General features: G+C 74.7%; 14 protein-coding genes. 5 read left to right on the forward strand and 9 right to left on the reverse strand.

The window, feature by feature from the left end; genetic code table 11:
- Positions 1-67 precede the first annotated feature (67 nt).
- The 5 genes from ACFQ8T_RS17610 to ACFQ8T_RS17630 form a co-directional block, all read right to left on the reverse strand.
- Positions 68-511, reverse strand: coding sequence for an SRPBCC domain-containing protein (locus ACFQ8T_RS17610; RefSeq protein WP_430547779.1), 444 nt, complete (start codon positions 509-511; stop codon positions 68-70).
- A gap of 5 nt (positions 512-516) precedes the next feature.
- On the reverse strand, positions 517-864 hold the full coding sequence (locus ACFQ8T_RS17615) for an ArsR/SmtB family transcription factor (protein WP_429765573.1): 348 nt from the start codon (positions 862-864) through the stop codon (positions 517-519).
- Positions 861-1,331, reverse strand: a complete 471-nt coding sequence (locus tag ACFQ8T_RS17620) for an SRPBCC family protein (RefSeq protein WP_430547780.1) — start codon at positions 1,329-1,331, stop codon at positions 861-863. The genes ACFQ8T_RS17615 and ACFQ8T_RS17620 overlap by 4 nt, the downstream gene beginning before the upstream one ends.
- Before the next feature lie 87 nt (positions 1,332-1,418).
- Complete coding sequence (locus ACFQ8T_RS17625) at positions 1,419-2,636, reverse strand: pyridoxal phosphate-dependent aminotransferase (protein ID WP_429734439.1); 1,218 nt, start codon at positions 2,634-2,636, stop codon at positions 1,419-1,421.
- Positions 2,637-2,644: 8 nt separating this feature from the next.
- The gene (locus ACFQ8T_RS17630) at positions 2,645-3,565 is read right to left on the reverse strand and encodes a helix-turn-helix transcriptional regulator (RefSeq protein WP_430547781.1); all 921 of its coding nucleotides are present in this window, start codon (positions 3,563-3,565) and stop codon (positions 2,645-2,647) included.
- A 102-nt stretch (positions 3,566-3,667) separates the two neighbouring features.
- On the opposite strand from ACFQ8T_RS17630, the gene ACFQ8T_RS17635 reads away from it, so the two are divergent.
- The 4 genes from ACFQ8T_RS17635 (at position 3,668) to ACFQ8T_RS17650 (ending at position 9,250) form a co-directional block, all read left to right on the forward strand.
- Positions 3,668-5,164, forward strand: coding sequence for an MFS transporter (locus ACFQ8T_RS17635; RefSeq protein WP_430547782.1), 1,497 nt, complete (start codon positions 3,668-3,670; stop codon positions 5,162-5,164).
- An 80-nt stretch (positions 5,165-5,244) separates the two neighbouring features.
- A complete protein-coding gene (locus tag ACFQ8T_RS17640; protein ID WP_430547783.1) occupies positions 5,245-7,728 on the forward strand; it encodes a hypothetical protein in 2,484 nt (827 codons plus the stop codon).
- 82 nt (positions 7,729-7,810) lie between these two features.
- On the forward strand, positions 7,811-8,491 hold the full coding sequence (locus ACFQ8T_RS17645) for an SDR family oxidoreductase (RefSeq protein WP_430547784.1): 681 nt from the start codon (positions 7,811-7,813) through the stop codon (positions 8,489-8,491).
- Between the two features lie 42 nt (positions 8,492-8,533).
- Positions 8,534-9,250, forward strand: coding sequence for a Fic family protein (locus ACFQ8T_RS17650; RefSeq protein ID WP_430547785.1), 717 nt, complete (start codon positions 8,534-8,536; stop codon positions 9,248-9,250).
- A 145-nt stretch (positions 9,251-9,395) separates the two neighbouring features.
- On the opposite strand, the gene ACFQ8T_RS17655 is transcribed toward ACFQ8T_RS17650, so the two are convergent.
- Genes ACFQ8T_RS17655 through ACFQ8T_RS17670 form a run of 4 tightly spaced genes read right to left on the reverse strand, consistent with a single transcriptional unit; the run spans position 9,396 to position 12,080 of the window.
- Positions 9,396-9,995 carry a class I SAM-dependent methyltransferase gene (locus ACFQ8T_RS17655; RefSeq protein ID WP_430547786.1) on the reverse strand — a complete coding sequence of 200 codons (600 nt, stop codon included), beginning with the start codon at positions 9,993-9,995 and terminating at the stop codon, positions 9,396-9,398.
- A 26-nt stretch (positions 9,996-10,021) separates the two neighbouring features.
- The gene (locus ACFQ8T_RS17660) at positions 10,022-10,387 is read right to left on the reverse strand and encodes a cupin domain-containing protein (RefSeq protein ID WP_430547787.1); all 366 of its coding nucleotides are present in this window, start codon (positions 10,385-10,387) and stop codon (positions 10,022-10,024) included.
- Between the two features lie 29 nt (positions 10,388-10,416).
- A complete protein-coding gene (locus ACFQ8T_RS17665) occupies positions 10,417-11,355 on the reverse strand; it encodes a transketolase family protein (protein ID WP_430547788.1) in 939 nt (312 codons plus the stop codon).
- Positions 11,352-12,080: a thiamine pyrophosphate-dependent enzyme gene (locus ACFQ8T_RS17670; RefSeq protein WP_430547789.1), complete on the reverse strand. Its 729-nt coding sequence runs from the start codon at positions 12,078-12,080 to the stop codon at positions 11,352-11,354. Before ACFQ8T_RS17670 ends, ACFQ8T_RS17665 begins: the two co-directional genes overlap by 4 nt.
- Before the next feature lie 149 nt (positions 12,081-12,229).
- On the opposite strand from ACFQ8T_RS17670, the gene ACFQ8T_RS17675 reads away from it, so the two are divergent.
- A partial coding sequence (locus ACFQ8T_RS17675) for a hypothetical protein (protein ID WP_430547872.1) occupies positions 12,230-12,438 on the forward strand: 209 nt, incomplete at its 3' end.

Raw genomic sequence — 12,438 nt, forward strand, 5'->3', positions numbered from 1 at the left:
CTCCCGTCCTCCGGTCGTGCACGGCGGGCACGACCGGAGGACGGGAGGCACTACCTCGGGGTGTCGCTCAGTTCCAGTTGTCGATCTTCACGTCCCGGGGCGACGGCGCGGCGTCGGCGCCCTCGACGAGGGCCTTGAGGCTCTGCAGGAACGTGGCCCACTTGGTGCTGCAGTGGTGCATGAACTCCACGGGCTCGCGCCAGCCGCGGTGCGCGAACAGCAGGACGGTCCAGCCGCCGTCCTGGCGCAGGTCCCACTCGACGGTCGTGCCGACCCACTCCTCGGGGCCGTCGACGACGCGCCACACGACGCGCTCGCTCGGTCGCAGCTCCTCGACCTCCATCACGAAGCCGCCGTCGGGGAAGCGGAACTCGACCTTCCCGCCGAGGCCGGCGTCGCCCGTCGTGTCCTGGGTCCACCAGCCGGCGAGGCCGTCCACGGTCGTCAGGGCGTCGTACATCGCCTGGGGCGTCGCGGTCGTCGTCGCGATCCTGTGCAGGATGTCCACCATCGTGATCAGCTCCTTCTCGTGGTCTCGATCGCCTCGGCGATCGCCTTGATGCGCTGCAGGCGCCGGTCCCAGGTGCGGCCGACGGCGGCCAGCTGGTCGGCGGCGCGCTCGAGCTGGGCGGCGTCGACCTCGCACCGCTTCTCCCGTCCCGCCGTCGTCGAGCGGACGAGGCCGGCGCGGTCGAGCACGTCGAGATGCTTGGCCACGGCCTGCCGGGTGACCGGCAGCTGCCGGCTCAGCGACGACGCGGTGCCGCCGCCGTCGGCCAGCAGGAGGTCGAGGATGCGGCGTCGCGTGGGGTCGCCGATCGCGGACCAGAGCCCGTCGTCCACGGACGACGACGTCCCGGTCATGGCCGGACCTCCAGCGACCCCGCGTACGTCACCAGCCGCGGCAGGTAGTAGGCCCAGCCCTCGACGTGCTCGCGGTAGCGCTGCTCGAGGACCGCGACCTCCCAACCCTGCTCACGGAAGCCGGTCTCGGTCATGCGCAGCAGCGTCCCGTCGCCGGACGGGACGAGCTCGAAGGTGACGAGCAGCGAGTTGCCCGCCGTCGCCCCCTGCCCCGCCGGGTGCGTCCAGCGGAACGAGAACGTCCGCGGCGGCAGCGACTCGACCACCGTGAACGACTCGACCGTCCGGTCCGGGCCCTCGCCGAACGTGATCGACCCCGCCGTGCCGGGCTCCGGGTCGAAGTCCGCGTCGTCTGGCCACCACCGCCGGACGTGCTCCGGGCTGCTCACCACCTCGAAGACGACCTCCGGCGAGGCCTCGACGTAGATCTCCCGCTCGATGCTTCCCAGCTCGCTCGTCGAACCCATGACCCCTCCTGCAACTAGTGGTTGCACATCACGCTAGCCCGCGGGCAGCGGATGTGCAACCACTAGTTGCAGAATGGGTGGGGCGGGCTACCGCCGGCGCGTGGCCAGGAACTCCCCGATGCGGCCGATGGCCTCGGTGAGGACCTCCTCGTCGGGCAGCGTCACCAGGCGGAAGTGGTCCGGCTCGAACCAGTTGAACCCGGTCCCGTGGGTCACGAGGATCTTCTTGGCCCGCAGCAGGTCGATGACGAACGCCTCGTCGTCCTCGATCGGGTACATCTCCGGGTCGAGGCGCGGGAAGCAGTACAGCGCGCCCTTCGGCCGCACGGAGGTGACGCCGGGGATCTCGTTGAGCAGCTTGTCGGCCAGCATCGCCTGGTCGTAGAACCGGCCGCCGGGCACGATCAGCTCGTCGATCGACTGGTACCCGCCCAGCGCCGTCTGGATGGCGTGCTGCGCGGGCACGTTGGCGCACATGCGCATGTTCGCCAGCAGGGTGAGTCCCTCGAGGAACTCGGTGGCGTTCTCCTTCGGACCCGACACCATGACCCACCCGGCCCGGTAGCCGCACACGCGGTACGCCTTGGACAGCCCGCTGAACGTCAGGCACAGCACGTCGTCGCCCGCGGCGGCCGCGGCGTGGTGGTGCGTGGCGCCGTCGAACAGGATCTTCTCGTAGATCTCGTCGGTGAGGACGACCAGGTCGTGACGGCGGGCGATGTCGACCATCGCCTCCACCATCTCCTTGCTGTACACGGCGCCGGTGGGGTTGTTCGGGTTGATGATCACCATGGCGTGCGTGTTCTCGGTGATCTTCGACTCGAGGTCCTCGAGGTCCGGCATCCAGCCGTTCTCCTCGTCGCACCGATAGTGCACGGCGGTGCCGCCGCACAGCGTGACGGCGCCCGTCCACAGCGGGTAGTCCGGCGCCGGGACGAGGATCTCGTTCCCCTCGTCGACGAACGCCTGCAGCACCATCGAGATGAGCTCCGAGACGCCGTTGCCGATGAACACGTCGTCCACGCTCGTGTCGCGCAGCCCGCGCGACTGGTAGTACTGCGCCACCGCGGTGCGCGCCTCGTAGATGCCGCGCGAGTCGCTGTACCCCTGCGCCTCCGGCAGGTGGTGCACGACGTCGGCCTGGATGGCCGCCGGTGCCTCGAAGCCGAACGGCGCCGTGTTGCCGATGTTCAGCTTGAGGATGCGGTGGCCCTCGGCCTCGAGGCGCTGGGCCTCGACGAGGATGGGACCGCGGACGTCGTAGCGGACGCCGCGGAGCTTGCGGCTCTGTCGGATGGTGCGCACGGGGACCATCATCCCCCCGCCGGACCGGTGACCGACACGGCCAATCCACGACGAGCGGACCCGTCGTCCTCCCGGGACGTCACGGCGGGCGCCGCCCCCACCAGCGCGTCCAGCCGCTCCAGCCGCTGCGCCGTCGCCTCGTCGGCCGGCGTCATGACGATGATCCGGTCGCCGCGGGCCCGGTCCAGCCACAGGCTCTGGAAGTGCACGTCGAGCCGGCCCGCGCGCGCCGAGCGGTAGTGCCGCAGCTGGGTGCCGTCCCCGGCGACGTCGTACGACTCCCAGTGCCGCACGAAGTCCGCCGACGACGCGCGCAGCCGCGCCAGCAGCGCGGACCAGCGAGGGTCGTCGCGGTGCTCGGGCTCACGCGCCCGCAGCCGGGCGGCGATGTTGTGCAGCACCGTGTCCTCCGCCTCGCCGAGGGCCCCGCGCCAGCGCGGCTCGGTGAACATCAGCCAGGCGCAGTTGCGGTCCTCGGGCGGGCGGGCGTCGAGGTCGTCGAACAGGTACCGGTAGGCCCGGTTGGCGGCGAGCAGGTCGTACGCGTCGGTCTGCACCGCCGCCGGGTACGGGAGCAGGCCGGCCAGCACGGCGAGCTGCTCCGGCCGCACCCCGGGCGGAGGTCCGGGCGCGACGGCGGTCTCGCGGCCGGCGAGCACCATGAGGTGGCGACGCTCGGCGCCGTCGAGCCGCAGCACCCGGGCGACGGCCTCCAGCACCTGGTCCGAGACGTTCCTGGCCCGCCCCTGCTCCAGCCACGTGTACCAGGTGACCCCCACGCCGGCGAGCTGCGCCACCTCCTCGCGGCGCAGACCCGGTGTGCGGCGCCGTCCGCCCGCGGGCAGCCCGACGTCGCCGGGGGTCACGCGCCCGCGGCGCTCGCGCAGGAAGGCGCCGAGGGCGGCGCGGTCGGGGGTCGTCGAGGTCACCGCCCCAGTGTCACCCCCGCCCGGGCGCGCAACCAGGTGGTGGCGGTACCACGATCGGCAGGCTCCTGGTACCAGGATGGACGCGGGCGCACCGTCGTCGTCATGACCACGACCACCACCTCGCGCGCCGGACGGGCGGCCGCGTCCGCCCCGTCGGTGCCCGCCGCGTCGATCGCACCCCGGGCGCTCACCGGCCTCGGGCTCGCCGTCCTGCTCGTCGCGTACCTGCCCGTCAACATGACGTTCGGCTCGGTCAACCTGCTCGCGCCCGCGATCACGGCCGACCTCGGCGTTGCGGTGTCGGGCGGCCAGCTCGTCCTGTCCGCGTACACGACGACGTTCGCCGCGACGCTCGTCGTGGCCGGGCGGCTCGGCGACCGCTACGGACGACGGCGACTGCTCGCGGCCGGCCTGACGGCGTTCGCCGCGCTGTCCGTCCTGGCGGCGTTCGCCCCGACCCTGCCCGCCCTCGTGGCGCTGCGCGCGGGGCTCGGCGTCGCCGCGGGGCTGTTCACCCCGCAGGTGCTCTCCACGATCCAGGCCACCGCGCCCGACCGCCTGCGGGTCCTCGGCGTCACCCTGTTCACCGCCGTCAGCGGCGTCGCGACGATCGCCGGGCAGGTGCTCGCGGGCGCGGTGGCCGGCGTCGCGGGCGACCACCTGGGCTGGCGGGCCGTGCAGGCCGCCACCGGGGTGATCGCCGTCGCCGCACTGCTCGCGCTGCGCAGCGTCCCGGAGTCGCGCTCGACGGCGCCGCTCGCCCTCGACCTGCGCGGTGCCGGCCTGCTGGCCGCCGGCCTGCTGCTGCTCGTGGTGCCGCTGACGCTCGGCGCGTCCACCGCGTGGCCGCCCGCGCTGCTCGGGATGCTCGCCGCGGCCGGGGTCGTGCTGGCCCTGTTCGCCCGGTCGCAGCGCGCCGCCGAGCGGCGCGGCGAGCTGCCGGTCGTGCCGCCGCGCGTGCTGCGCACCCGCGTCGTGCGGGACGGGCTGGTCATGACGCTCCTGTTCTTCACCGGGTACGGGGCGTTCCTGTACGAGTTCTCGGCGCTCGCGCAGGGAGCCCTCGGCGCCGACGCCTGGGGCACGGTCGTGCTGCTGCTCGGGTTCGGCGGAGCGTTCGTCGCGACGGCCCTCGCCACGCCCGCCATCGAGCGGCGCACCGGGCGCTGGACGATGACCGGGGCCGCCGTCGCGCAGGCCGCCGTGCTCGGCGGGCTCGCGCTCGTCGTCGGCAGCGGTCACGGCGGGACGACGGCGGCCCTGCAGCCGCTGCTCATGGCGCTCGGGGCCGCGCAGGCACTCATGTACGGGCCGGTGCTGCGCACCGTCCTGTCGCGCACGCCCAGCTGGGCGGCCGGCGTCGCGGGCGGGTTGTTCACCACCCTGCAGCAGCTCGGCCTGGGGCTCGGCGTCGCCGTGCTCGGCGGGCTGTTCCAGGCGGTCGCGGCGCACGCCGGGGTGCCTGACGCCGGCCTGCCGCGCGGGTTCGTCGTCGCCGTCGGCGTGCAGGCCGTGCTGGCACTCGGCTTCGCCGCGCTGGCCGCCCGCACCGCTGCGGGCCGCACGGGCCGCGATGCGGACCTGCCCGCCTCGACATAGCGTTTCCTGGGGACGGACCCGGAGGGACGGGAGCTGGGATGCGCGGCGTGGTCGGTCGACGGCGAGCTGGCGCGGTGTGCGTGACCCTGGTCGTCGGGGCGGGGCTCGTGGCCGCCGCCCAGGTGGCGTCCGCCGACGTGCCGGCGCCGGGATCCGACGAGTCCGTCGTCACGGTGCGCGTCGGGGGCGACCGGGCCGCGGACGGCGGGGTGGCCCCGCTGCCGGGCGTGACGCTGGGCCTGTACGAGGACGTGGGCGCCACCGACGTGGTGGACGACGAGTGGGGCGTCTGCGTCTCCGACGGCGACGGCGACTGCTCCTTCACGGTGCCGGACACCGCCACCGGTGGGCAGAACGCCGGGGAGCAGCTCGTGGTCAAGCAGATCTCGGCCCCCGACGGCTGGTTCGTCAACCCGACGCTCCGGGTCGGCCCGGGCAGCGGGTCGAGCTCGACGGAGGAGCCGTACGCCTTCACGACCCCGGCGCTCGCCGGCGGGCAGACCTACTCGTCGCTCGACACGAGCATCGACTTCATGGCCGGTCCCGCGTCGAGCGGCCGGCCGGTGACCGACTCGGAGGGGATCTGGCAGCAGTCGCGGACCAACCCCGGGCTGGCGGCGCAGTGCGGCGCCGACATCGCGTTCGTGCTCGACCTGTCGTCGTCGCTGGGCAGCCAGGTGGCCGACCTCAAGGCGGCGACCGACTCGGTGGCGGACGCCCTGGTCGGCACCCCGTCCCGGCTCGCCGTGTTCTCCTTCGACCGCTTCTCGCCGAGCTCCGGGTCGGACGGGAACCACCCTGACCTCGTGAGCGTGGCCACCCAGCAGGGGGCCGACGCGTTCAAGGCGCAGTACGCCGACTGGACCACCGGTTCCGGCACGAACTGGGACCAGGGGCTGCGGGTCGTCGCGGACGCAGCCCCGGAGTACGAGATCGTCGTGATGATCACCGACGGCAACCCGACCCGCTTCGGCGCCACGGGCAGCGGGGGCACCGGCGGGACCACGCACCTGCGCGACGTCGAGAACGGCATCTACTCGGCGAACGCGGTCAAGGCGGACGGCTCCCGGCTGCTCGTGCTCGGCGTCGGCTCCGGGATCGACGACGTCACCCGGCTCAACCTGCGGGCCCTCTCGGGCGAGACGTTCTACACGGGCGGCGACCCCGAGGACGCCGACTACTTCGACCTCGACGACTTCGAGGCCGCCGGGTCGGCGCTGCGCGACGTGCTCCTGGGCGGCTGCGAGGGCCGGATCAACGTCACCAAGGCGCTCGTGCCCGCGGCCAACGAGGCGGGCGACGTCTCGGGCGCCGTCCCCGCCGGCGAGGGCTGGCAGTTCGACGCCGTCACGTCCGCGCCGGGGGTGACGCTCGATCCCCCGTCGGCGACCACGTCGGACGACGGCACCGGCAGCGTCGCCTTCGACGTCGACTACGCGGGCGTCCCGGAGGACGCCGACGTGTCGCTGTCCGAGACCCAGCAGGACGGCTACACGCTGGTGCCCGTCGACGGCCAGAACGCCGTCTGCGTCGACAAGCTCGACGACGACGCCCCGGTGACGGCGGCGAGCGACGGCCAGACCGGGTTCACCGTGACGCTGCCGGCCTCGGGCTTCGTGAGCTGCACGGTGTACAACCAGCCGCTGAGCAGCATCGTGGTGGACAAGACCTGGGTGATCGACGGGGTCGAGGTCACCGAGGGAGACCAGCCGGACGGCTTCACGGCGCAGCTGTCCCTGACGGGTCCCGGTGGCGCGGGGGCGACGGACCAGGACTGGAGCGACCTGCGGGGCGGGTACCAGGGCCCCGAGGAGGTCACCGTCGACGAGGCGGCGTCCGTCCCGGACGGGTGCGTGCTGGCGGACGCGGAGGTGACCGCCGTGGACGGCGAGGCGGTGGACCCCGCGCCGCTGCCGTTCGACACCACCGCGGCGTTCCCCGTCCGGGAGGTCGAGGTGACCAACCGGGTGACCTGCCCGCCCATGCTCACCCTGGTCAAGGAGGTCGTCAACGACGACGGCGGCACGGCCACCGTCGGCGACTGGACGCTCTCGGCGACCGGCCCGGTCGGGATCGAGGGCGTGACCGGCGACGACGCCGTCACGTTCGCCCCCGTCGAGGCCGGGGACTACGCCCTCGCGGAGGACGGGCCGGGGGGCTATGACTCGCTCGGCTGGGTGTGCGTCGACGACGTCACGGGCGACGACGTGGAGGTGGCCGGCGACGTCGTGAGCGTCGGGGCCGACGACGCGGTCACGTGCACCGTCACCAACGACGACGTCGCGGGACCGACGCCCACGCCCAGCCCGACGGCCACGCCCAGCCCGACGGCCACGCCGACCGCGAGCCCGACCTCGGGCCCGACCGCCGCCCCGGGGCCGGACGTCCCGGGGCCTGGCAGCCCGGGCGGCCCGGCGGCGCCGGACGGTCCTGCCGCGCCAGGCGGCCCGGGGATGCTGCCCACCACGGGCGCGGGCGTCACCGGGCTGCTGTCCGCCGCGCTGCTGCTGGGCCTCGCCGGGTGGGCGATCGTCGCGGCGGCCCGTCGCCGCGACGCCTCCTGACGCGGCCGCACGGGTTGGCGTCCGAGCCCGTGGTGGGCGACGGTGGAGGTCTGCTCCCGCCGCTCCCGCTTCGGAGGTCGTCATGAAGGTCGTCGTCATCGGCGCGCTCGGCAAGGTCGCGCGCCAGCTCGTCCCGCTGCTGGCCGACGGCGGCACCGGGCCGGTGGTCGACGTCGTCGGGATGGTGCGCAAGCCCGAGCAGGTGGACCGCGTCGCCGACCTCGGCGCGGAGCCCGCGCTGCTGGACGTCGAGCACGCGAGCACCGAGGAGATCGCCGCCGCGCTGGCCGGCGCGGACGCCGTCGTCTGGTCCGCCGGGGCCGGCGGCGGCGACCCGGAGCGCACGTACGCCGTCGACCGGGACGCCGCGATCCGCTCCATGGACGCTGCGGCGAGCGCCGGGGTGCGCCGGTACGTCATGGTGTCGTGGGTGGGCTCGACGCCCGAGCACGGCGTGCCCGAGACCGCGGGCTTCTTCGCCTACGCGGACGCCAAGCTCGCCGCCGACGACCACCTGCGCACCACCGACCTGGACTGGACGATCCTCGGCCCCGGCACGCTGACGGACGAGCCGCCCACCGGGCGCATCGCCGTCCTGCCCGAGACCGGCGCCGTCCCTGCCGGGACGGACACCAGCGTGCCGCGCGCCGACGTCGCGCAGGTCGTGGCCGCGGCGCTGCGCGAGCCCGCGACCGTCCGGCGCTTCGTCCGCTTCTCCGCCGGGGACACGGCGATCCCGACGGCGCTGCGCAACCTGGACTGACGGACGCGTCTTCATCAAGGTTTCGCCGAAACCTTGATTCTGATGGCCCTCATGGTCAAGGTCCCCGCCCTCGGGTACGTCGACGAGTACGGGGTTGCCGACTCCGACGGGATGACGAGCCGGTCCGCGCGCGCTGCAGCGTCCGGACCCTACCGTTCGACCGTCCCACCGACGGTGGTCAGCTGGGTGCCGAACATCACTGCGGCCCTGTCCGCGAACCCCGAGGAGGCCACCGCTGCCCTCAGCCGCTTCGACGGGTACGCGGCCAAGGTCCTCGGGACGACGAGTCCGACGCTCGGCCCGATGAGCTCGATCCTCCTGCGCACGGAGTCTGCGTCGTCGTCCCAGATCGAGGACCTCACCGTCGGGCCCCGACAGCTGGCCCTCGCCGAGATCGAGCAGTCGACCTCGACGGACGCCCGTACCGTCGTCGCGAACGCCCGCGCCATGGAAGCTGCGCTCGCGCTGGCGGACCGACTCGACACCGACGCGATCCTGGAGATGCACCGTGCGCTCCTGTCGGGACAGCACGGCTGGGAGGACCACGCCGGGCGCTGGCGCGACCAGCTCGTGTGGATCGGGACGAGCGCGAACTGTCCCCGGGGCGCTTCGCACGTCGCACCCCAGGCGCCGCTCGTGCCGGCTGCGATGGAGGACCTGGTCGAGTTCGTCCGCCGCGACGACGTGCCCGTCCTGCTCCAGGCGGCCGTCGCGCACGTGCAGTTCGAGACCGCATGTGGGAGCACCCGGGCGTCCTGACCGTCCTCGACCAGTACGCCCAGGGGCTGCTGCGCCGACAGGGCGTGGGTAGAGGGAGGCGCTGCGGCCCGCGGTCAGGGCATGGACGAGGTGCAGGACCTCTACCTCGGCCGGGTCCGCCCGCCCGTGGAGTACGGCGGCGCCGTCACGCTGGACCCGCCGCCCGACGCCGCGCGCTGATCGCGCCGTGCGGCCGGACGCCGGAGTCGGTGCGCTCGGCCGTCTCCACGACGTCGAACCCCGCCCGCTCGACCCGCGCCGCCAGCTCGTCGACGGGCCAGAACCAGGCGGTCGTCACGGCGTGGTCGAACGGCTCGACACGAGGGCCGCGGCAGAACCCGAGCAGCAGCCCGCCGCCCGGCACGACGGCGCGGGCGAGCTCCGCCAGCACGGCATCGGCCTCCGCCGGCGGGCTGTGGATGAGCGAGTACCAGGCCAGCACGCCGCCGAGGCCGCCGTCGGGCACGCCGAGGTCGGCGAGCGCGGCGCGGCGGAACGGGACGCCGGGATACTCGGCCCGGGCACGCGCCAGGAACGGCTCCGCGAGGTCGACGCCCTCGGCATCCAGTCCGCGGCGGGCGAGGAAGTCCGTCCAGTGCCCCGGCCCGCACCCGGCGTCGACGACGCGGCCGGTCAGCCCGGCGGCCCAGCGCTCGACGAGCGCCCGGTCGTCGTCGTGCACCGCGTCCATCGAGCCGAACAGGTCCGCGTACTCCTGCGCCCGTACCGCGTAGGCCGCGCTCACGTCGCGAGCCGACGAGGGCACGGCGCTCAGCCGAGCTCGCGCAGGGGCGCGGTCCGCTCGCCCCCGGCGTCCCCCGTGTTGACCGTGGCGGTCGGCTCGACGAGCAGCGCGTGCACCTCGCCGTCCGCCCGCGGGCAGTGCTCGACGCCGCGCGGCACGACGAACACGTCCTGCGGCCCGAGGACGACGTCACGGTCCCGGAGCTGGATCGTGAGTTGCCCGCTGAGCACGAGGAACAGCTCGTCCGTGTCGTCGTGCGTGTGCCAGACGAACTCCCCGTCGAGCTTGACCACCTTCACCGCGTAGTCGTTGACGCTCGCCAGCAGGTGCGGCTGCCACGGCTCGGGGATGTTCTCGAGGGCGGTCCGGATGTTCCTCACGTCGTTGCTCACCCGGTCAGCGTAGGCACCCGGTCCGGCGGTCAGGCGAGGAACGCCGCCACCCGCCGACGGACCCCCGCCGCGTCGAGGCCGTGCGCGGCGGCGTGGTCGCGCGGCGTCCCGTACCGCCGCAGCTCGGTCTCGCCGGGCACGCCGACGTGCAGCACGCGGCTGGGCCGGTCGACCAGCGCCGCCGCGACGGCGGCGGCGCTCGTGCCCTCCAGGTACGGCTCCACGACGGCGAGCACCGGCGCCGGGCCGGCCAGCGCGCGGAGCCCCTCGGCGTCGAGCGGGTGCGGCGTGGCCGTCCACGCGACGCGGACGGGCAGGTCGGCGACGGCGTCCAGCACGGTGTCGAGCATCGGGCCGACGGCGACGACCAGCGGGGCCGAGCCGGACGGCGGCGGCGTCACCGCGGCATCGCGCACCAGGTGCAGCCGCCCGTCCACCGGCCCGGGCCGGGCGTTGCGCTGCCCGGAGAGCCGGATGTACGTGCGGCCGGTGCCGGCGGCCTCGCCGTGCAGCAGCTCGGCGACCTCGTCGGCGTGGCCCGGCACGTGCACCGTCCAGCCCGGCAGCGCCGAGATCAGCGCGACGTCCGCGGGCGACTGGTGGGTGCGGCCGCCGGCCGACACGTCGTACGACGCGCCGGCGCTGACCAGCACGGCGCCGACGTCCTGGTGCCCGAGGTCGAGCTTCACCTGCTCGTAGGGCCGCTCCACGAGGAACGACGCGAACGTGTGCACGATCGGCCGCCGCCCGGCCAGGGCCAGGCCGCCGGCCACGCCGATGAGCGCCTGTTCGCGGATACCGACGTCGATGACGCGGCCGGGGTGGCGCGCGATCGCGCGGCCCATGGAGCCGGAGCCGATCACGGCCAGGACGACATCGACGTCCGGGTGCGCGTCGAGCAGCGGGTCGAGCTCCTCGTAGAAGCGGGTGCGCAGGTCGAGCGCGGGTGCGGTCGCCTGAGTGGTCATGCCGCCTCCTGGGTGGTGCCGGTCGTGTCGACGACGACGACCGTCGGCCGGTCGGCCTCGGTGCGCCGCAGCGCGGCGGTCAGGCGGGGCTGGTCGTGCGTGCGCACCTCGGCGGCCGCCCAGCCCTCGAGCGCGAACCGGGGCGCGATGCCGCCGGGCCACCCCAGGTTGTCGCTGTGGTTGTCGACGACGACGCAGGTGAGGTTGCCGAGCCCGTACCGGCCGGCGACCTGGATCGCCTCCGCGTTGCTGCCCTCGTCGAGCTCGGCGTCGCCCACGAGGACGACGACGCGCGCCCGCGACCGGCCGCGCAGCCCGAGCGCCAGGCCGACGGCGAGCGGCAGCCCGTGCCCGAGCGAGCCGCTGCCGATCTCGATGCCCGGCACCAGCGTGCGGTCGGGGTGGTGGCCCAGGGGCGATTCGAACGACGCGACGTCGTCCAGCCACGACGCCGGGAAGAAGCCCTTCGCCGCCAGCACGGCGTACGTCGAGGCCGGGCCGTGGCCCTTGGAGAGCAGGAACCGGTCGCGGTCGGGGGCGTCCGGGCGGGCCGGGTCGACGCGGAGCACCTGGTCGTACAGCGTCCACACGACGTCGAGGGTCGAGTGCGCGCTCGGGTCGTGCTTCTCGTCGCCCGTGACGCGCGCGACCAGGTCGCGGACGTGGCGCGGGACGGCCCGCGGGGTCACGGCGGACGGGGCCGGGGGTGAGCTCGTCGTCGTCATCCCCCGATGCTGTGACCTGAACCTCGGTTGAGGTCAACCCCGTCGGGGACGCCTGCGGGTGCGCCACCTCACGTCCCGACGTCCTGCGGAAACACGCCACCGGAGGCAGGATCGAGACGGACCAGCCGCCGTCATCAGGAGGTCTCGTCATGGCCCGCACCGTCGCCGAACACCTCGTCGACCAGCTCGTCGCCGCCGGCGTGAAGCGCATCTACGGGATCGTCGGGGACTCCCTGAACCCCGTCGTGGGGGGCCGCCGCCCCCCCGCCCGCCGCGCCGGGGGGGGGGGGGGCCCCCCGGGGGGGGGGGGGGGGGCGGGGCCCCCCCCCCCCCCCGGGGCGCGGGGGCGCGCCCGCGG

It is taken from the genome of Isoptericola sp. NPDC056618 (assembly GCF_042792715.1).
Lineage (GTDB): Bacteria > Actinomycetota > Actinomycetes > Actinomycetales > Cellulomonadaceae > Isoptericola > Isoptericola nanjingensis.